Origin of the sequence: Prevotella sp. P5-92, from assembly GCF_002251245.1 — a bacterium.
Classification (GTDB): Bacteria; Bacteroidota; Bacteroidia; order Bacteroidales; family Bacteroidaceae; genus Prevotella.
This window is the reverse complement of record NZ_NPJG01000053.1, coordinates 24,560-45,522: the sequence shown is the minus strand read 5'-3', so window position 1 is coordinate 45,522 and position 20,963 is coordinate 24,560. Positions and strand designations below refer to the sequence as shown.

Genomic DNA, 20,963 nt, shown 5'->3' with positions numbered 1-20,963 from the left:
AGACTTATGAAAGGTCAATTCCCCGTAGAAAAGTTCCAGAATATCAGGACTCCTTTCTACTACTACGACACTACACTACTGCGCCGCACACTGAGCGCCATAGCGGAAGAAGCCGCAAAACACGAAGGATACTGCGTTCACTATGCCGTTAAGGCTAACGCTAACCAACAGCTGCTCAGTATAATACGAAAAGCTGGACTCGGAGCCGACTGCGTCAGCGGAGGTGAGATAGAGGCCGCCATAAAGGCGGGATTCAAGCCCGAAGGCATCGTATATGCAGGCGTGGGCAAGAGCGACTGGGAAATAAATCTCGGACTCGATGCCGACATCTTCTGCTTCAACGTGGAAAGCCTCGCCGAACTCGACGTCATCAACATGCTCGCTGCCGAAAAAGGGAAAACGGCACGAGTGGCGTTCCGCATCAACCCCAACGTGGGCGCACACACTCATGCCAACATCACCACCGGACTGGCTGAAAACAAATTCGGTATCGCCATGAGAGACATGGTGGCTGTGATAAGAAAGGCACAGGAGATGAGCAACGTGGAGTTTGTGGGACTTCACTTCCACATAGGTTCGCAAATTCTCGACATGACCGACTTCAAGGCACTCTGCTTGCGTGTCAACGAACTGCAAGAGGAACTCGAACGTGAGAATATCGTAGTGAAGAATATCAACGTGGGAGGCGGACTCGGCATCAACTACCAAAACCCCGACGGAGTACCAGTGCCTGACTTCAAGGCTTTCTTCGACACATACGCAGCCAACCTGCACCTCAGAAAAGGACAAAAACTGCACTTCGAACTGGGACGTGCCGTAGTGGGACAGTGCGGATCGCTCATCACACGCACTCTCTACATCAAACAGGGCGAGGTGAAGAAGTTTGCCATCGTTGACGCGGGAATGACCGACCTCATTCGTCCAGCTCTCTATCAGGCTTACCACAAGATAGAGAACATCACAAGCGACGAGGCAATGGAGACATACGACGTGGTGGGTCCAATATGCGAGTCGAGCGACGTCTTCGCAAAACAGACTGAACTCAACAGCACCAAGCGAGGCGATCTCATCGCCGTACGCTCGGCTGGAGCCTACGGCGAGATCATGGCCTCGCAATACAACTGCCGTCAGCTGCCTAAGGGCTACACGACAGAAGACATGAACAATATCTGATATGACATTCGACACACTGACGATAATAATTTGTGCAGCACTCGCCATGCTGGGCATTCTCGACATCATCGCATCGCCGCTGATGAGAAGACCAAAAAGCCAGCAGAATAACGACAATGCCGCCGACAGTGACGACAACACATTGCCCTCTGTCTCCATCGTACTCGCCGTACACGACGGCGAGGTGGAGACGGAGCGCAACCTTCCACTACTGCTATCACAAGACTATCAAGGAGAATATGAGGTGATAGTGGTGGACGAGTCATCGACCGACGAAACAGCTGAAGTGCTCAAACGCCTGAAGAACAATCACAAAAATCTCTACGTCACTTTCATACCTGACTCAAGCCACTACGTCAGCCGACGCAAACTGGCACTCACCATAGGAGTGAAAGCGGCAAGACACGAATGGATTCTTTTCACCGACGCCGACTGCCATCCTGCCGACAACCAATGGCTGAAGGCCATGGCACAGCATTGCTCTCATGACACCGAACTCGTGCTCGGAGCCACACGATACGACGTCAACGCCACCGACTACGAACGGGTGGAACGCATCATCTGCTGGTGGAGAAACGCGTATGAGGCGCAGAAACGTGACGTCTATGCTTATCAGGGGCACAACATGATGTTCCGACGGAAGAGATTCATAGAGGGGAACGGATTCCTTGCCAGCCTCAAACTGCTAAGAGGCGAATACGACTTCCTCGCAAACGAATATGGCAAAAAAGGGAAAGCTGTCGTGGCTGACTCTCTCAAGGCTACCATGATACAAGACGCACCCACAAAAAAATCGTGGATCAACGATCATCTCTATTTCATCGAGACGAGAAAGTATCTTGACAACGGCTTCGCCTACTCATTCTTGAAACGCGCCGACACAGCGTTACAGCACATCAATATCATTGCGCAAATTGCGGTATTGGCAGCTGGACTATCCACGCAACGATACGACATGGCACTGGCAGCCGCGCTGTTCATGATTCTCACCTATGCCGCTAAGGTCTTCACCGCATCAAAGGCCATGAAAGATGCCGGAGAGACAATCAGTCCATGGAAAGTGCCATTACTCGTGTCAACGATAATGTGGCGCGACATCTGGCTGAAGATAAAACACTCAAGATGTGACAAATACGACTTCTACAGACGATGAACATCATACACTATAACCCGACTGGCGACAGCATTATCGCCGAATACATCGACACTCTCTGCAAGTCGATGGAGGGGAGAATAGTGTGCCGATGCGCAAACTCGATAAACCATCTGAACGAAGAACTCTCGAAAGAAAAGGCCGACATAATCAATATCCATGGATGCTGGCACAGAAGCGTGGGCAAAGTATATGCCTTGGCACGACAATATCACACACGCATCGTTCTCACACCACACGGCGACATAGAACCGTGGGTGATGGCACGAGCAAACGTTATCTCGTCTCTTCTCATACCCCAAAAGTTGAGACTCTTCGCAACGTCGTATGCTACCATCGTGATGGGAAAAATGGAACGGGAGGCAGTGGAAAGATACAAGGCAAACAAACGGGTGGAAACCATCGCCTGCTCCTTGTTTACAAGCGCCACCACCGACGAGGAGATGGCACAGAAGACCATCAGCATCTACCAAAAGGTGCTTGACAGTAATGTCACTGAGATAATGGACAATGAGACACACGACGCCATAACAATACTATGCAAGACTGCCATCACCGCCGACACACGATGGACCAGCGAAGAAGAGGCTGCCATCGTGAGAAACCTCACCACACAGCAATGGAGGCAGATAGAGCTTTATGGTTTTCTCACACATACTCTCAAACACATCGCCCGTGGAGCAAGAATACTCGGGACGACAATGCCGGAATGTAATCCCGAAACGATAGCCATCTACCCACCAAAAAGGCAAGACAACGGGACTAACGACTATGTCACCCTGCTGACACTGACCACCGACAATACAGGACTACACACTCCGACGAGCATCGTCGAAGCCTTCGGAAAGATCATAAGGAAAATTCAGAAAAACAAAATTGGTATTCTCGACATCGTCAATCTCACAGACATGCTCTACAAACTGAAAACCGACGAGGACGAACTCAGATACCTGCTCGACGACCGGCAAATGACAAAATGGGCACGACGACTAATGGCTCTCGTGACGACTTCGTTCAAACTGCCCGAAGGATTTCTCGTGGTCCCGACACTATACGACCGGACGACAAAAAAAATATTCAGACAATTATCTTCACAACTCAAAATATGAAACAATCTGTTCATTACGACATCGAAAAAGACCTGCGATACCTTAATCTACTCTCGCAGTCGTTTCCCTCGGTAGCTGCAGCAAGCACCGAGATAATTAACCTTGAGGCCATACTCAACCTGCCGAAAGGCACCGAGCACTTCCTCGCCGACCTTCACGGAGAATACCAGGCGTTCAGACATATCCTGAAAAACGCATCGGGAAACATCAAGCGAAAAGTCAACGAACTGTTCGGAAGCGAGATAAGAGAAAGCGAGAAAAAAGAACTTTGCACACTCATTTATTACCCGGAAGAGAAACTCGAACTCGTGAAAGAGTCGGACGAAGACATCGAAGACTGGTATCATATCACTATCTACCAGCTAGTGAGGGTATGCCGAGACGTCAGCAGCAAATACACTCGCTCGAAAGTAAGAAAATCGCTGCCGGCTGACTTCAGTTACGTCATCGAGCAACTACTGCACGAACGTAGCGACGACATGAACAAAACGGCATACGTCAAGGTGATCGTCGATACCATCATCACCACAGGACGAGCCGACGACTTTATCATAGCTCTCTGTAACGTAATACAGCGCCTCGCCATCGACCAACTGCATATCCTTGGCGACATCTTCGACCGTGGACAAGGAGCACACATCATCCTCGACACGCTGAAGCAATATCATAGCTGGGACATTCAATGGGGCAATCACGACATCCTCTGGATGGGAGCGAGCGCCGGCAACGACGCATGTATTTGCAACGTGCTGCGCCTGTCGCTACGCTATGCCAACCTCACCACTCTCGAAGAGGGATATGGCATCAACCTCCTGCCGCTCGCCACATTCGCCATGGAGACTTACGCCGAAGATGCCTGTCTGGAATTTATGCCAAAACTGTTGAAAAACAACGAGATGGACGAGAAAACAAAACTCCTTACGGCGAAAATGCACAAGGCCATCGCTGTGCTGCAACTAAAGACCGAGGCAAAGATAATAGGACGACATCCAGAATGGGAGATGGACAACAGATGCCTCCTCAACAGCATCGACTATAAGCGTGGAGTATGCACAATAGAAGGAAAGGAATATGACATGACAAGCTGCCACTTCCCTACCATCGATCCTTCTGACCCCAACCGACTCACTCCTGAGGAAGAACTGCTGATGGAAAAGCTGCACCACTCCTTTGCCGCAAGCGAAAAACTGAACAAGCATATCTCCATACTGCTCGCGCATGGATGTATGTATGCAATATACAACAGCAACCTGCTCTTCCACGCATCCATACCTCTCAACGACGACGGCACACTGAAAGAAGTGGAACTCTACAATAACAAATCCTATAGCGGACGCGAACTGATGCAGAGAATAGGCATACTCATACGATCTGCATTCGCCTCAGATACTGAAGACGACGAACGGCAACATGCCATCGACTACTTCCTCTATCTCTGGTGCGGAAAAAACAGCCCGCTGTTCGACAAGTCAAAAATGGCTACATTCGAACGGTATTTCCTCACCGACAAGGAAATATACAAGGAGGAAAAAGGCAACTACTTCAAACTGCGTGACAGCGAAGAGGTGTGCGACCGCATCCTCGACGCTTTCGGCGTTACAGGCAACAATCGCCACATCATCAACGGACACGTGCCTGTGCATGCCTCGAAGGGAGAAAATCCCATAAAGGCCAACGGCCGACTGATGGTGATAGACGGAGGATTCAGCGAGGCTTATCACAAGGAAACGGGCATCGCCGGATACACACTCGTATATCATAGCCGCGGATTCCAGTTGGTTCAGCACGAACCGTTTACCTCTACACAGGAAGCCATTCTACAGGGAACCGACATTAAAAGCACCACTCAGATCGTGGAGATGTCGGCTCACCGCATGCTCGTGGCTGACACCGACAAAGGCATCGAACTGAGAGAACAGATAAAAGACCTTAAAGAATTGCTATACGCCTATAGACACGGATATATAAAAGAAAAAAGATAAAAGACAAAACTTGTGGAAAAAAAAATAAATCACAATTTATTTTGTTTTTCCACTCTTTTGCAGTACCTTTAAATAAGATACGCTGCACTCGGGAAAAAAAATAAATCACAATTTATTTTGTTTTTCCACTCTTTTGCAGTACCTTTGCACTCGGAAACACTGCTGCGGCTTGTCGCTGGTACACAAATATTGGTGTACGAGAGGAAAGTCCGGGCAGCACAGGACACTCCACTTCCGAAAATAGAAGCTGTTGGCGACAGCAGGATCAGGCAGAAGAGAACGACCGCTCCATATCGTTTGGAGTAAGGGTGAGAAGGTGGTGTAAGAGACCACCAGCCGCCGGGCGATCGGCGGGCTGTGCCTTCTGGAGGCTGCAAGTTCATGTAAACCATCGTTAAAAGGGTCGTCCGCCCGAATGCCCCGTGGCTACGATGGAGGGTAGAATGCTTAAGCCGTGTGGTGACATACGGATTAGATAAATGACAGGCACAACAATGCACGCATTGCTGGACAGAACCCGGCTTATAGCGGCAGTGTTTCCTTTTTAGAGAAACTATGTTTTTCATAACAATGAAATAATGTGACCGGAATGTATCTTGACACAATGAAAAGTATTGCTACTAAGACGTGGCGAAGGCTAATGCTTGCGGTGAACTTTTTCACCGCAAAGGGTGTCATGAGCGAAGCTTCGGCTCTCACCTACTCCACCCTGCTTGCTGTCGTTCCCATCATGGCCGTGGTTTTCGCCGTGGCAAGGGGGTTCGGTTACAGCAAGTATATCGAAGTGTGGTTTCGCGATGCATTCAGTTCACAACCCGCAGTGGCCGACACGTTGATAGGATTCGTCAACAGCTATCTCATACACACGCGCAGCGGAGTATTTCTCGGCGTAGGACTCGTGGTGATGCTCTACACAGTACTGATGCTCGTCATAAATATCGAACGGGTGTTCAACGGCATTTGGCACATAAAACGTCAACGCTCGCTCTTCCGCACAGTCACCGACTATCTGGCCATGCTCTTCCTTTGCCCAATAGCCGTCGTGCTGATGTCGGGATTGAGCTTCTTCCTTGCCACCATTGCCGGACTTTTACCGCAGATGGCTGTACTGACTCCTACAGTGAAAATACTGATAAACATGATTCCGTTCATCGTCATGTCGCTGATGTTTATCGGACTCTATGTCTTCGTGCCTAACACGCATGTGAGAATCACACATTGCATAGCACCGGGAATACTCGCCGGAATAGCCATGCAGATACTTCAGTTCGCCTACATCAACTCACAGATATGGGTCTCAAGCTACAACGCCATCTACGGCTCATTTGCCGCATTGCCAATGTTTATGTTGTGGGTACAGATCAGCTGGACCATTTGCCTCTTCGGCGTCGAGCTTTGCTATACAAGCCAGAATGTGGATTACTACGACCTCAACGCGACTACCGAGGACATCTCACACCGCTATAAACTGATGCTCTGTGCATTGATGTTGGCTTACCTCTGCAGACAACACGACAATGGCGAAAGACCATTCTCAGCACCTGAATTACGCGACATAACCAAGATTCCAATACGCATCGTCAACGACTTGCTCTACGAAATGCAGGAAGCGAAACTCGTGTGCGAAGTGTCAACAGACGAGAAAGGGGAACTGACTCGCTATCTTCCCGCAATTAGTAGCGACAAACTCACAATGGCAACCATGATAGACCATCTCGAATCAAAGGGACAATGGAAAATATCGCTTCCTCAGGAGCTGATAAAGACCGAAGGATGGAAGAAAGCCATCTCCATTCGCTTCAACTATATACAGGCTGCCAAAGATTTGAAATTGAGAGACATCTTAGACAAAACAATATAAAATAACATAAAAATATCAATATGTATAGAACGAATACTTGTGGAGAGCTACGACTCTCTAATGCCGGCAATACAGTAACCTTAGCCGGATGGGTTCAACGCACAAGAAAAATGGGCGGAATGACATTCGTTGACCTGCGCGACCGTTACGGCATCACGCAGCTCGTGTTCAACGAGGCTACCGATGCCGAACTGTGTGAACGTGCCAACAAACTCGGACGTGAATACTGCATACAGGTGACCGGAAGCGTAAGCGAGCGCGAGAGCAAGAATAAAAACATTCCTACAGGAGAAATCGAAATCATCGTTTCGCAACTCAACATCCTCAGCACAAGTGTCACTCCTCCTTTCACAATCGAGGACAATACCGACGGCGGTGACGACATTCGTATGAAATACCGCTATCTTGACCTACGACGTGGCTGCGTGAGAAAAAATCTTGAACTCCGACACCGTATGACTATCATCATACGCAACTTCCTCGATTCAAAAGACTTTATCGAGGTGGAAACGCCTATCCTCATCGGATCCACTCCTGAAGGAGCACGCGACTTCGTGGTGCCTTCACGTATGAATCCAGGACAGTTCTACGCCCTGCCACAGAGCCCACAGACACTCAAGCAGCTGCTTATGGTCAGCGGATTTGACCGCTATTTCCAAATTGCAAAATGCTTCAGGGACGAAGACCTAAGAGCCGACCGCCAGCCTGAATTCACACAGATCGACTGCGAGATGAGCTTCGTTGACCAAGAAGACGTGATCAACCTCTTCGAGGATATGGCACGGACTCTGTTCAAGGAAGTACGCGGTGTGGAACTGCCAGCAAAGCTCCAGCAGATGACATGGCACGAAGCTATGAGACGCTTCGGTAGCGACAAGCCCGACCTCAGATTCGGAATGGAGTTTGTGGAACTTATGGATGTGTTGAAGACCGGTGCGTTTGCCGTATTCGACCAGGCTGAATATATCGGAGGTATCTGTGTGCCTGGATGCGCCAATTACACAAGAAAACAACTCGACCAACTCACCGACTTTGTCAAACGTCCACAGGTGGGCGCAAAGGGATTGGTATATATCAAGTATAACGAAGACGGAACTATTAAGTCAAGCATCGACAAGTTCTACACTCCCGAACAACTCCTGAAGGTAAAAGAGAAGATGGGCGCAAAGGATGGCGACCTCGTACTCATACTCAGCGGCGAAAAGACCAACAAAACTCGCACACAACTCTGCACCTTGCGACTTGAAATGGGCGATCGTCTCGGACTTCGCGACAAGAACAAGTTTGAATGTCTCTGGATTGTCGATTTCCCTCTGTTCGAATGGAGCGACGAGGAGCAGCGACTCATGGCTACACACCACCCGTTCACCATGCCTAACCCTGACGATATACCACTGCTCGACGAGCATCCAGAACAGGTTCGCGCCAAGGCATACGACTTCGTGTGCAACGGCATCGAGGTGGGAGGAGGAAGCCTGCGTATCCATGACGGAAAGCTACAGGAAAAGATGTTCAATATCCTCGGTTTCACACCAGAGCGCGCCATGGCACAGTTCGGCTTCCTGATCAACGCCTTCAAATATGGAGCGCCACCTCACGCTGGTCTCGCCTTCGGACTCGACAGGTTCGTAAGCATCATGGCTGGACTTGACTCCATACGCGACTGCATTGCCTTCCCGAAGAATAATAGCGGACGTGATGTGATGCTCGATGCACCAGGCGAGCTAGACCCAAAACAGCTTGAAGAACTGCAACTTAAGGTTGACTTACGTCAAGATTAAGTCTTTCTCACGTTGACCTAAATCAAAAAAAATCAAACCTTCGGCAACTATGATGGATTTATGCCATTTTAGTTGCCGAAATATTTTGTTATTTGTAATAATTAACCTAATTTTGCAGCTAAATATTGAGAGATTCAAACATTTTTAAGTTTTATTATTTGAATTATGGCAGAAAAGAAAGTAACAAAGAAAGAGACTGCTGCTAAGGCTACAGCAACAAAGAAGACTACAACAAAGAAGGCTTGCGCCACAAAGAAAGCTACTGTAGCAGTTGCTGTGACAGCAGAAAACGCTGGCTTCAAGGCAGGTGACATCTATCAGGCACTTGCAGCTGAAGGAAAAGCAATGACAACTAGCGAAATTGCAAAGGCAGCAAGCATCAGTGTTGAGGAAGTACTCCTCGGTGCAGGATGGCTCTTTAAGGAAGGTAAGATTGTATCAGTAGAAGACAAAATCGTTTTGGCTTAATTTTTACTCTACAAAGAATAAAAGAAGGCGGGTCGCATAATGTTGTTACCAGCCTTTTTTTGTACATATGACTACCTACGACAAATTCATCATCGATATTCTCCTGAAAATGGGAGATAGAGGCATATCACTTCGCAACCTTGTGGTAAACGTGTATAACCGCAGTTGCACTTTCTTTTTTTCACCAAAATACGACGACGTTTACAAATATGTGCAGCAGTACTTGCTGAAAAATTCCCGAACACCATCGTCGCTTATTGAACGTATGGACACACGTGGCTACTATAGGCTGAACAAACAGTCAAAAGTGGCAGAACAACTGCTTCTTGATTATTCACAAGAAGAGAATCAGGAAGAATAGTTCACTGGTTTTTCCGTATTCTCTTTTTTAGAGTATGTTGAGTGTCTAATTTAAGAATAGATTGAGTGTCTTATTTTAGAATAGGTTGAATCTGGTACTCCTGTGAAAGTACTACAGAACTCATGCAAGAGTAGTCTGATACTTACAGTGAAAGTACTGCAGTACTAATCTGTGAGTACTGATATAATTCTGGGCAAAGTATTGGTGTAATTTGGGTAAAGTACTGGTATAATCTTTCACAAAGTACTATAGTGTAGTTTTACTATTAATGGTTTCCACAAACTGATTTGCACAAACTGCAAGCTCAGCCTTGCGGGGATCCTCCACCTGTGAAGCCTCTTGCGTTGAAAGGATGGTGAGTAACTCGCTGTCGGAGAGCGCAAGCAGTTCTCCATAGCTCTTGCCTGTGTCTCGTGCAGCCTTGCTTACCTCCGAGACACTTCGCTTGCTGCAATGGACAAGTGAACAGATCGCATTCTGTGACTGTCCCTGATTGAGCAAGCTGATGATTTCTCTTTGTCTTAACATAAATCTTGTATTTTGACGTTTTACATTAGATACGAATGGACTCATACGTTCCATCCCAATACTATTCCTAGAGCAAATCTGCTGCTTTGGGGTAAGAGCTATGCGCAATTCCATGCCGGCAACTTATGTAAAACTATGGGGATGATAAAACCGAACTGGGGTATAAACTGATTTGCGATGGGTGAAGTAGATGAATAATAATTATCAATGTTAAATGCCCCGCGCTTCTCAGCGCGAGGCATTTTCTCAATAGGTATTAGCCTTCTAAGGTAAAAAGATTGTATTCAGGATAACGAGTGCAAAGGTAATACATTTTTTTTAAATACGCAAGCTTTTCTTTCAGTTTCTATCCACATAATCTAAAAAAACACTAAAAATGTAAATATTCTTGATTTTTATGCGTTTTTTATGTTTCTTTCACAAAAAAACTGAGTGAAAGCCATCAGTTCTAACACCTATGCTTTCACCCAGTTTATAAGAATGAATAATATTACTTTTCGAATATCAATATCTATCAGACAGATAATGCATTATTAATTATTCACGCTGCCTCCGACAATGTCGAGCAATTCGTTTGTGATTGCCTGCTGACGACTCTTGTTATACTGAAGATTGAGTCCTCTGAGCAATTCATCTGCATTGTCAGTGGCAGTCTGCATAGCAACCATGCGCGCTGCATGCTCGCTCGCTATACTGTCAAGAAGTGCCGTATAAAGCATCAGATGCGCCATCTTAGGTATCAGCGCACCCAATACAGTAGGCATGTCGGGTTCGACGATAAAGTTGCTGTTCAGCGGCTTTGCATCAAGACTGCCTCGGTGCTCGCCTCTTTCCTCGTCACGCTTACGAAGATATTCCTGCGCATCTTTTGTGGTGACAGTAGATTTCAAATCGCGCTCATGGTCGCGCGTCAACTCGTCGGTAAGGTCGATAGGAAGGAATGTCTTTCTTGTGAGAATCTGAGAACCGGCACTCTTAAAGTGATGATAAATCAACTCCACACGGTCTATTTTTCTGTGGACAAACTGTTGTCCCAACTCGCGTGCCAGGTCGATACATTGCTTTGCATTGGGTTTCTCGGCAAGATCGTTATATTCACCTCCAATGATGAACCCTAACTTTGCTGCTTTCTCCGCCACTTTTCTGCCAATAGGATAGATGACGATGTTCTCCTTTCCAAGAGATTCGTATTCAGCCGCCACCTGCTGCATCATCTTGATGACATTGGCATTAAAGCCACCACAGAGGCTACTATTTGACGAATAGACCACTAAGGCCACACGCTTTACAGGCCTTTCCTGTGTAAGAACGCTTGACGCATCGGCCTCCGAAGCGAGAAAAGTCTTAAGGATTTTCTCAATCATCGTCTCGTAAGGCAACATATTCTCTATCATCACCTGTGCATGGTGAAGCTTAGAAGATGCCACCATCTTCATGGCACTCGTAATCTTACGGGTGCTGTTGACCGACTGTATTCTCGTCTTTATTTCTTTTAGCGACGGCATAGGCTATCAGCTTTTATATTGTCCGGCAATGTCAGCCATGGTTTTCTCTATGACACTTGTCACAGCGTCGTCGATCTTTCCTGAAGCTAACGTCTCTATCACTTCTGGATGTGCTGTACGCAACTTGTCGAGGAACGAATCCTGACATTGGCGAACGCTCTCCACTGGCACGTCATGCATAAGTCCATGCGTTCCGCAATAGATAATAGCAATCTGCTCACCTACTGGCATTGGACTATACTGAGGCTGAATAAGCAGCTGGTTGTTCTTTCGTCCGCGGTCGATGGTCATGGCAGTCACTGGATCCATATCGCTCGAGAACTTTGAGAATGCCTCAAGTTCACGATACTGTGCCATATCGATTTTCAGTGTACCAGCCACCTTCTTCATACTCTTTATCTGTGCGGAACCACCCACACGTGATACAGAAATACCAACGTTGATAGCTGGACGGAAACCTTGGTTGAAGAGGTCGCTCTCAAGGTAAATCTGTCCGTCGGTGATTGAGATAACATTTGTCGGGATATAAGCAGAAACGTCGCCAGCCTGTGTCTCGATAATTGGAAGAGCTGTAAGCGAGCCACCGCCCTTGACATGTCCCTTCATGCACTCTGGCAGGTCGTTCATCTTTTCGGCCACCTCTTGCTGGTCGTTGATACGGGCTGCACGCTCGAGGAGACGGCTATGAAGATAGAATACGTCGCCAGGATAAGCCTCACGTCCAGAAGGACGGCGCAGGATGAGCGATACCTCTCGATAGGCGACAGCCTGCTTTGAGAGGTCGTCATACACTACAAGGGCACTCTCACCACGATCGCGGAAATACTCTCCGATGGCTGCGCCAGCAAATGGGGCGTAATACTGCATAGCTGCAGGATCGGCTGCAGTGGCCGAAACCACTATGGTATATGGCATGGCTCCATGCTGCTTAAGATTTTCTACAAGTGCGGCAACAGTGGAAGCCTTCTGTCCGATAGCTACATAGATACAATATACTGGTTTTCCAGCTTCATAGAAGCTCTTCTGGTTGATGATGGTATCAACGGCAATGGCGGTCTTGCCCGTCTGTCGGTCGCCGATAATGAGCTCACGTTGTCCACGTCCGATAGGAATCATTGAATCAACACCCTTAAGACCCGTCTGCAGCGGCTCTTTCACCGGTTGGCGATAGATAACTCCAGGAGCCTTACGGTCAAGAGGCATCTCAAAAGCCCCAGTCAAGTCAATGTCACCCTTTCCGTCTATAGCCTGACCGAGTGGATTGATGACACGACCGAGCATATTGTCGTTAACGCGTATAGAAGCGATACGCTTTGTACGCTTCACGACCATGCCCTCCTTGATGCCTTCAGTTGAACCGAGGAGCACACAACCGACGTTGTCCTCCTCAAGGTTCATCACGATAGCCATAGTGCCGTTTTCAAACTCTAACAACTCATTAGCTTCAGCATTATGGAGTCCATATATTCGAGCTACGCCGTCGCTCACCTCGAGCACCGTTCCTACCTCGTCAAACTGTTGTCCTCCATTGATGCCCTGAAGCTGTTGTAGCAGCATCTGCGACACCTCGCTTGGTTTTATTTTGTCTGACATAAAACAAATACTTTATTATTTTCTTAACACGTTGAGCACGTTCCTTAACTGGCTTTGTACACTTGCGTCAAGCCGGTAAGTATCGTATTCGAGAATAAACCCGCCAATAATGTCCGGCTTTACCTCTGTCTCAAACTCTACAGTTCCCTTGGTCTTTTGTTCGACCATTTGCCGCATCTTCTGCTCTGTGGCAGGCGAGACGGCAACAGCTGTCGTGAGCTTGCCTCGGATGATGTTCTTCTGCTTTCGATATAAAGTGACATACGAGTTGGCCATAAACTGTATCACATTCTCCCTATCTTCCTTCAGCACAAGTGCTATGAACGAAGCAGTGAGGCTATCCACGCCGCCTCCTGCGGCTGTGGATAGCAATTCCCGCTTCTTATCTTTGGAAAGCATGGGATTGTCTATGGCCTGTCTCAGCTGCGGCACGTCGATAAAACTCTTGGCAAGCATTGTCATGTCCTGACAAACCTTATCCTCGGTTTTTGCGGCTGTTGCAGCCTTGAGAAGCGCACGAGCGTATCTTACAGATATTACTCCGATGTCCATGTCAATTTATTGTTATTTTACAGATACTTCATCCAACAGTCTGTCAATGGTCTCCATCTGGTTCTCAGAAGAATCGAGTTCCTTGCGGAGAATCTTCTCAGCCACCTTGACGGAGAGTTCAGCCACCTGCGCACGAATCTCGGAGATGGCAGCGGCTTTCTCTTGTGCGATATCTGCCTTTGCCTCCTCGATGAGTCGTGCAGCCTCGTGGCGTGCCTGTTCCTGAGCCTTGCTCACGATTGCTTCGCGCGTATCTGCAGCTTCCTTTAATATCTGAGCTTGCTTCTGTCGTGCTTCTTGCAACATGGTCTCTCCTTCTTTCTGGATGTTTTCCAAACGGGCAGAAGCCTCGTGTGCCTTCTTCAGACTTTCGTCGATATACTGTTTGCGGCTGTCAACCATGTTAACAATGGCTGGGAAACCAAACTTTGCCAGTACACCGAAGACTACCAAGAAGGCGATAAGCATCCAGAACAGGAGTCCCAGGTCAGGGGTCAAAATTGATGGCAAATTTTCCATTCGATGAATTTTTGTTTGTCAACTCGTCAACTTGTCAACTCGTCAACTTGTCAACTGAATTACTTAATAAGGAATGCGCAAGCTGCAATAGCAAAGAGGGCACAACCCTCTACAAAGGCTGAAGTTAGAATCATGTTTGTCTGAATCTTACCTGTTGCCTCTGGCTGACGTGCGATGGCATCCATAGCGCTACCGCCAATCTTACCAATACCCAAACCTGCACCAATTGTTGCAATACCTGCTCCGAGACCGCAGCCCAGCTGTGCCAGACCTTCAGCAGCCAAAAGTGTTGAAATAATCATAATTTTATAAGTTTTTAATTGTTAATAATTTCTTTGTCTAATAATAAATCAATGTTCGTGTTCCTTGTGTGCGAGGCCAATAAAGACGGCGCTAAGCATCGTGAACACATAAGCTTGGACGAAAGCGACGAGCAACTCAAGACAATTCATGAACAGCAACATCAATGCGCTGAAAAGATTGAGTCCTATACCGAAGCCGACGCCCATCGACCAACCGAGGAAGATGACACATGTGAAGCTGAGCATCACGGCGTGACCTGCCATCATGTTGGCAAAGAGACGAATCATCAGAGCAAAAGGCTTTGTAAACACACCAAAGAACTCGATGACCGGCATCACAGGCACCGGATATGCCTTAAGGAAAAGAGGCACTTCGGGCCAAAAAATTTCCTTCCAATATTCCTTGTTGCCAAAAAGGTTGATGGCAAGCATAGTACATACTGCAAGAAACAGGGTGACGTTGATATTTCCCGTTACATTCGCACCACCAGGGAATAAAGGAATGAGTCCTATAAGATTAGTGGTGAGAATAAAGAAGAATACCGTAAGAAGATATGGGGCATACTGCTTATAATGCTTCTCACCCACTGACGGACGTATAAGGTCGTCGTGGATATACATCACGAGCATCTCAACTGCACCGACAAAGCCCTTTGGAGCTTCGCTCTTCTCGTCATGTTTCTTGTACCATCTTGAACATGACAGGAACACTATGAGCAGCACTGCAACTACTATCCATATCTGTGCGACTGCCTTTGTTATACTAAGGTCAAGCGGACGGACATTGCAGCCGTCAGACAGATGTTCATATATCTTCCCATGGTGTAGAGCATCAAAGTAGAATCTGTCGCTGCTTTCAATGCCATGGGCCGTTCCTATGAACCACTCTCCGGTCTCCGAACTACGTACGATGACTGGTAGTGGAACACTAAGGTGCTTTCCCTCATAAGAGGCAATGTGCCACTCGTAGGAATCGGACAGGTGCTCGAGCACTATCTCGGGGATATTGAGCGACTCCCCTTCCTTCGCCTCTTCGGAGGCAAAAACCTGGAACGGAGTCACCATTAAGGCGAGCACCATGATTATTGTCCTTATTCGTTTCTTCATAATCGATGTGTTATGAATGTTGTTTGACATTATTAATTGTTCTCGTCATTGAGCTGATCGATGATTTTCGACTTCATGCCGAAATATATCGAATGATGCACCAATAGTATTACGTAGAATGGAGCAAAGACACAGAAAAAGCCCAGCATCTCTTCCCTACCACAAGCTAGATAATACCCGAACATCACCGCTAAAGTGAGCAACATACGGAATCCAGATACGGCAGAATAGAAAGTGGTAAGACCATCGACAGAACGGCTTGCTATCATTATCCACAGGAGTCCCTCGACTATTACCATAGATAAAGTATATAATGAACCTATCACAGTTGGAATAACTATCCACTCATTGGAGGTGGTGAAAGCCACGACAAGCGTAACCATGGCCACAGCCATAGTAAAGCCGACCCCTCTTTTGATAAAGGTATTTCCTATCTGTCTGACAATTTGCTTCTCCATTAATGTATCTTCAGCACCATTTATAATTCTATACAGAGACTGACTTTGTTCTTGTTGACTTCAACAAAGCCACTTGATATTTCCATCTCATGGCGTCCCTCACCGTCAACATACACCACCGTTCCCTTGTCAAGACAAGAGATGAGCGGAGCGTGATCCTTGAGAACTTGGAACTCTCCTGACACGCCAGGAGCTGTCACACTCTCAATCTCACCATCAAACACTATTCTCTCAGGCGATACTATTCTTAATCTCAAACTCATAATTCGTTGTTATTTAGACATTAAGCCTTGGCGGCCTCCATCAGTTTCTTGCCCTTGGCTATGGCGTCCTCTATGGTTCCTACATTAAGGAATGCCTGTTCTGGCAAGTCGTCAACCTCACCATCGAGAATCATATTGAATCCCTTTATGGTGTCCTCGATTGGCACCATCACTCCAGGAATGCCCGTAAACTGCTCTGCCACTGTGAACGGCTGCGAGAGGAATCTCTGAACACGACGAGCACGGTTTACAGTCAGCTTGTCCTCGTCAGAGAGCTCATCCATACCGAGGATGGCAATAATATCCTGAAGCTCCTTGTAACGCTGGAGTATCTGTTTCACGCGCTGGGCACAATCATAATGCTCTTTTCCAACGATAAGCGGATCGAGGATACGGCTGGTAGAACCCAGCGGATCTACTGCAGGATAGATACCCAACTCTGTTATCTTACGACTAAGTTCGGTAGTGGCATCAAGGTGAGTGAAGGTAGTAGCCGGAGCTGGGTCTGTCAAGTCGTCGGCTGGTACATATACTGCCTGAACAGACGTGATAGATCCTTTCTTAGTCGAGGTGATGCGTTCCTGCATAGTTCCCATTTCCGAAGCCAATGTCGGTTGGTAACCCACGGCAGAAGGCATACGGCCAAGCAAGGCGGAAACCTCGGATCCTGCCTGCGTAAAACGGAAGATATTGTCGATAAAGAACATGATATCGGCAGCCTCTCCGTCCTTGCCTCCGTGGTCGCGGAACTCCTCGGCAACGGTGAGTCCTGACAATGCGACAGAAGCACGTGCGCCTGGCGGTTCGTTCATCTGTCCATAGACCAGTGTTGCCTGTGACTTTTTCAACTCCTCGGGATCAACGAGCGAGAGGTCCCATTTCCCCTCTTCCATGGCTTTCTTGAATTTCTCTCCATAGCGGATAACGCCGGACTCGAGCATATCTCGAATGAGGTCGTTTCCCTCACGGGTACGCTCACCTACTCCGGCAAAGACAGAATATCCGTTATGTCCTTTGGCTATATTGTTGATGAGCTCCATGATAAGCACCGTTTTTCCTACACCGGCACCACCGAAGAGTCCGATCTTACCACCCTTCATATACGGCTCGAGCAGGTCGATGACCTTGATACCCGTGGCAAGCATCTCCTTGTGTGTGGAAAGGTCTTCAAACTTTGGAGCCTCACGGTGGATTGGATATGCGCCATCCATGCTAAGAGGTTCCATACCGTCAATAGGCTGTCCAATGACATTCATCATTCGGCCTTTGATTTGCTCTCCAGCAGGCATAACGATAGGTGAGCCTGTCTGCTTTACTACGAGTCCACGTTGCAGTCCGTCAGTGTTGTCCATTGCCACACAACGTACGGTGTCTTCACCTATATGCTGCTGTACTTCGACAACGAGCTCGCGGCCGTCTGGACGGTCAATTTTGAGAGCATCATGAATTTTAGGCAACACTTTCTCAGCATCTTGACCTTTAGTATCGAAGAACACGTCGATGACTGGTCCGATGATCTGTGAGATGTGTCCATTAATCTGTGACATACGCTTTATTGTTAATTTTTTAATTCAATTGTCTTTTTTCTTTATTATAAGTTTTTCTACTTATAGGTAATCATTGTGTCTGCAAAGTTAGGTGTTTTTTTTGAATCTTCAAAGGAAAATGCAAAGTTTTCGACTTTACCTATCCAAAAAAAAGAAAAACTCACCTTCTTTACAGTCTTTTTTGCAAAAAACGTATTATATGCTCAACTCATCAAGCACCTTGATGAGTTTCATGTCAAGTGGCTTGTCGGTGCGGATAGCATCTGCAAAAGGAACATATACGACCTCATTGTTTCTTACACCTACCATCACGTTTCTCTGTCCCTGCATTATTGCCTCGATAGCGCCTACACCGGTTCGGCTGGCAAGGATTCGGTCGTGGGCTGTAGGACGTCCTCCACGCTGCAGATGGCCTAATATGGAAACCCTCACATCGTAATCGGGGAATTCCTTTTTCACACGGTCGGCATAATAAAGAGCGCCACATTTAGGACTTTCCGACACTATCACGATACAACTTTTCTTTGACTTACGTATGCCTCGTTCCATAAACCGAGCCAACTGGTCAACATCGGTAGAGTCTTCCGGGATGATAGCAGCCTCGGCACCGCTTGCTATTGCACTGTTCTGTGCAAGGAATCCGGCGTCTCGACCCATCACCTCAATAAAAAATATTCGTTCATGACTCTGTGCTGTGTCGCGTATTCTGTCCACACACTCGAGAATAGTATTTAGTGTGGTATCGTAGCCAATGGTGGAGTCTGTGCCATAGAGGTCGTTATCGATAGTGCCAGGCAGACCGATACAACAAACATCAAACTCAGCTGCAAAGTCACGAGCACCGGTAAGAGAACCATTACCACCAATGACAACGAGAGCGTCTATGCCTTCCTTCACCATGGTGTCGTAAGCCTTCTGTTTTCCCTCGGGAGTCATGAATTCCTTGCTTCTGGCAGTTTTCAGTATTGTGCCTCCCTGCATGATGATACCGCTGACGTTCTCTGTCGTAAACGGTTTCACCTCGCCGTTGATAAGTCCGTCATATCCCCTATAAATACCCTTTATGTTAAATCCGTTACAGATGCCGGCACGTGTCACTGCACGTATTGCTGCGTTCATTCCAGGAGCATCACCGCCTGAGGTAAGAACTCCTATAGTCTTAATCTTAGCCATATTTTTTAAGTTTTAATGTATTTTCTCTACCTTATATTATTTTCAACCTTATTATATTAATGATTCTGCCCACAGGACAATCAATCCTACAATCCATCCGAGCAGTATCTTCGGTGTGCAATTTTTCAAATACCATACCACGTGCATCCTCTCCATTTTCATGAGTGCCAATCCACTGGCGGAACCGAAACATAACATGCAACCGCCGATAGATGTTGTAAAAGCCATTATTTTCCAATAAATACCATTCTGCACGAAACAAGCCATATAGTCAGAGTCAACCCAATGCTGGAGTGATCCTGCATCAACGATTGAGTACAGCGAGATGTTTGTCATCACTACGGTGAATGTGTCCACCACCCCACTGAGCATACCCGATATAATGCCAATAACCCATACATCATGAATATTATAGTCTATCCATTCGGATATTGTACCGAAAAATCCCGTCTCTCCTACAACACCCATGGCGAGCATTATGCCCATAACAAAGAGTATCATCTGCAGGCTGCCATATTGTAGCGATCGGGGAAACCGACGTTGTATCATCTGTTCGGTATTCATAAGTTTTCTATTGTAAACCTCGTTTACAACCCAAAGCACAGACAATACACAGAGAGCCCCGAGAAAAGGACTCAACTTTGTGATATTGTGGAACGTCGGGATGAACCATAATCCGCCTATTCCCACCACAAGCATTGACAAGCGTTGCCAGCGGTTGAGGTTGGTATCATCTCCTCGGTAAGGCGTTGCAGGCCACTCCACTTCAATTCTTGAAGGCAGACACCTTCCGATAAGATATGTAGGCAATGCCCATGCAACGATAGCCGGCAAGACAAGATATGCAGAGAAATTCGTTGCCGTGACAGCTCCTTCTCCCCAAAGGATCACTCCTGCTGGGTCGCCTATCACGGTCATACATCCACCTGCATTAGCAGCCAACACTATAGCCGCCCCGACGAGCATGCGTTGCCGCCTGTTTTGCACGATGCCATGCATGACCACAAGCATCATGGTTGTAGTGGTCAGATTATCGAGATTGGCAGAAATCAGGAATGTGGCAATGGTTATTGTCCAAAGCAATCTCTTGGAATTTCTTGTTCTTATCCATTCAGTGATAAAATCAAAACAACCATTGTTGTTAAGTATTTCTATTATTGTCATCGTGGCAAGTAGGAACATGACTATGGCCGCTGCCTTGCCCACATATTTAAGGAATATATTGTCGTAAATGAAAAACTTCACCCGATCGCTATTTGGTAATTCCCCGGCCAAGAAGTCGAAATACTCTCTTGGGTGCTGGCTCATCACAAAGTCAGTACCATAGCAAATGTACAACACCCATCCTACCGTGCCCATGAACATGGCAATGGCAGCCTTGTTCACATTTGTAAGATGCGTTGTCGCGAGCAGGATATATCCCACTATAAATATCAGCACTATCACCAATGTCATACTTCAATCGATTAAAAATCACTGCAAAGATAACAATCTTTTAGGAAATACGTTTCCTTTTTAAAAAAAAAAC

At 47.1% G+C, this 20,963-nt stretch carries 19 protein-coding genes, 1 other RNA gene and 1 pseudogene; 9 read left to right on the top strand and 12 right to left on the bottom strand.

The features are described from left to right. Window positions 1-3: 3 nt before the first annotated feature. The 9 genes and pseudogenes from lysA to CIK99_RS05950 all read left to right on the top strand — a co-directional run. A pseudogene (gene lysA / locus CIK99_RS05990) lies at window positions 4-1,173 on the top strand (diaminopimelate decarboxylase); the annotation flags it as partial. Window position 1,174: 1 nt separating this feature from the next. Next, complete coding sequence (locus CIK99_RS05985; RefSeq protein WP_094380647.1) at window positions 1,175-2,326, top strand: glycosyltransferase; 1,152 nt, start codon at window positions 1,175-1,177, stop codon at window positions 2,324-2,326. Next, window positions 2,323-3,435, top strand: coding sequence for a hypothetical protein (locus CIK99_RS05980; protein WP_094380646.1), 1,113 nt, complete (start codon window positions 2,323-2,325; stop codon window positions 3,433-3,435). The genes CIK99_RS05985 and CIK99_RS05980 overlap by 4 nt, the downstream gene beginning before the upstream one ends. Further along, entirely contained in the window at window positions 3,432-5,417 is a 1,986-nt protein-coding gene (locus CIK99_RS05975) for a fructose-1,6-bisphosphatase (protein WP_094380645.1), read from the top strand. Before CIK99_RS05980 ends, CIK99_RS05975 begins: the two co-directional genes overlap by 4 nt. Before the next feature lie 156 nt (window positions 5,418-5,573). Then, window positions 5,574-5,958: RNase P RNA component class A (gene rnpB / locus CIK99_RS05970), an RNA gene on the top strand. 63 nt (window positions 5,959-6,021) lie between these two features. Continuing rightward, window positions 6,022-7,278, top strand: coding sequence for a YihY/virulence factor BrkB family protein (locus CIK99_RS05965; RefSeq protein WP_158215913.1), 1,257 nt, complete (start codon window positions 6,022-6,024; stop codon window positions 7,276-7,278). A gap of 20 nt (window positions 7,279-7,298) precedes the next feature. After that, a complete protein-coding gene (gene aspS, locus CIK99_RS05960) occupies window positions 7,299-9,059 on the top strand; it encodes an aspartate--tRNA ligase (protein ID WP_094380643.1) in 1,761 nt (586 codons plus the stop codon). Window positions 9,060-9,224: 165 nt separating this feature from the next. After that, entirely contained in the window at window positions 9,225-9,527 is a 303-nt protein-coding gene (locus CIK99_RS05955; RefSeq protein WP_094380642.1) for a winged helix-turn-helix domain-containing protein, read from the top strand. A 67-nt stretch (window positions 9,528-9,594) separates the two neighbouring features. Continuing rightward, window positions 9,595-9,888 carry a hypothetical protein gene (locus tag CIK99_RS05950; protein WP_094380641.1) on the top strand — a complete coding sequence of 98 codons (294 nt, stop codon included), beginning with the start codon at window positions 9,595-9,597 and terminating at the stop codon, window positions 9,886-9,888. Window positions 9,889-10,134: 246 nt separating this feature from the next. Here CIK99_RS05950 and CIK99_RS05945 read toward each other — a convergent pair whose 3' ends face one another. From CIK99_RS05945 to CIK99_RS05890, 12 genes are all read right to left on the bottom strand, one after another. After that, complete coding sequence (locus CIK99_RS05945; protein ID WP_144007912.1) at window positions 10,135-10,416, bottom strand: hypothetical protein; 282 nt, start codon at window positions 10,414-10,416, stop codon at window positions 10,135-10,137. A gap of 533 nt (window positions 10,417-10,949) precedes the next feature. Further along, window positions 10,950-11,921, bottom strand: a complete 972-nt coding sequence (locus tag CIK99_RS05940; RefSeq protein ID WP_094380639.1) for a F0F1 ATP synthase subunit gamma — start codon at window positions 11,919-11,921, stop codon at window positions 10,950-10,952. Between the two features lie 6 nt (window positions 11,922-11,927). Next, window positions 11,928-13,514 (bottom strand): F0F1 ATP synthase subunit alpha, encoded by a 1,587-nt coding sequence (atpA, locus tag CIK99_RS05935; RefSeq protein WP_094380638.1) that lies wholly within the window; start codon window positions 13,512-13,514, stop codon window positions 11,928-11,930. 15 nt (window positions 13,515-13,529) lie between these two features. Continuing rightward, window positions 13,530-14,066: a F0F1 ATP synthase subunit delta gene (locus CIK99_RS05930; protein ID WP_094380637.1), complete on the bottom strand. Its 537-nt coding sequence runs from the start codon at window positions 14,064-14,066 to the stop codon at window positions 13,530-13,532. Between the two features lie 12 nt (window positions 14,067-14,078). Then, on the bottom strand, window positions 14,079-14,585 hold the full coding sequence (gene atpF, locus CIK99_RS05925) for a F0F1 ATP synthase subunit B (RefSeq protein WP_094380636.1): 507 nt from the start codon (window positions 14,583-14,585) through the stop codon (window positions 14,079-14,081). A gap of 59 nt (window positions 14,586-14,644) precedes the next feature. Continuing rightward, window positions 14,645-14,887 carry an ATP synthase F0 subunit C gene (gene atpE / locus CIK99_RS05920; RefSeq protein ID WP_094380635.1) on the bottom strand — a complete coding sequence of 81 codons (243 nt, stop codon included), beginning with the start codon at window positions 14,885-14,887 and terminating at the stop codon, window positions 14,645-14,647. A gap of 48 nt (window positions 14,888-14,935) precedes the next feature. Continuing rightward, on the bottom strand, window positions 14,936-15,952 hold the full coding sequence (atpB, locus tag CIK99_RS05915; RefSeq protein ID WP_371590982.1) for a F0F1 ATP synthase subunit A: 1,017 nt from the start codon (window positions 15,950-15,952) through the stop codon (window positions 14,936-14,938). 74 nt (window positions 15,953-16,026) lie between these two features. Continuing rightward, window positions 16,027-16,452: a hypothetical protein gene (locus CIK99_RS05910; RefSeq protein ID WP_094380634.1), complete on the bottom strand. Its 426-nt coding sequence runs from the start codon at window positions 16,450-16,452 to the stop codon at window positions 16,027-16,029. A 20-nt stretch (window positions 16,453-16,472) separates the two neighbouring features. Next, a complete protein-coding gene (gene atpC, locus CIK99_RS05905) occupies window positions 16,473-16,715 on the bottom strand; it encodes an ATP synthase F1 subunit epsilon (RefSeq protein WP_094380633.1) in 243 nt (80 codons plus the stop codon). A gap of 20 nt (window positions 16,716-16,735) precedes the next feature. Next, window positions 16,736-18,262, bottom strand: coding sequence for a F0F1 ATP synthase subunit beta (atpD, locus tag CIK99_RS05900; protein WP_094380632.1), 1,527 nt, complete (start codon window positions 18,260-18,262; stop codon window positions 16,736-16,738). A 195-nt stretch (window positions 18,263-18,457) separates the two neighbouring features. Further along, window positions 18,458-19,435 (bottom strand): 6-phosphofructokinase, encoded by a 978-nt coding sequence (gene pfkA / locus CIK99_RS05895; protein WP_094380631.1) that lies wholly within the window; start codon window positions 19,433-19,435, stop codon window positions 18,458-18,460. Between the two features lie 51 nt (window positions 19,436-19,486). Beyond that, window positions 19,487-20,890, bottom strand: a complete 1,404-nt coding sequence (locus CIK99_RS05890; RefSeq protein ID WP_094380630.1) for an SLC13 family permease — start codon at window positions 20,888-20,890, stop codon at window positions 19,487-19,489. Window positions 20,891-20,963: the final 73 nt, after the last annotated feature.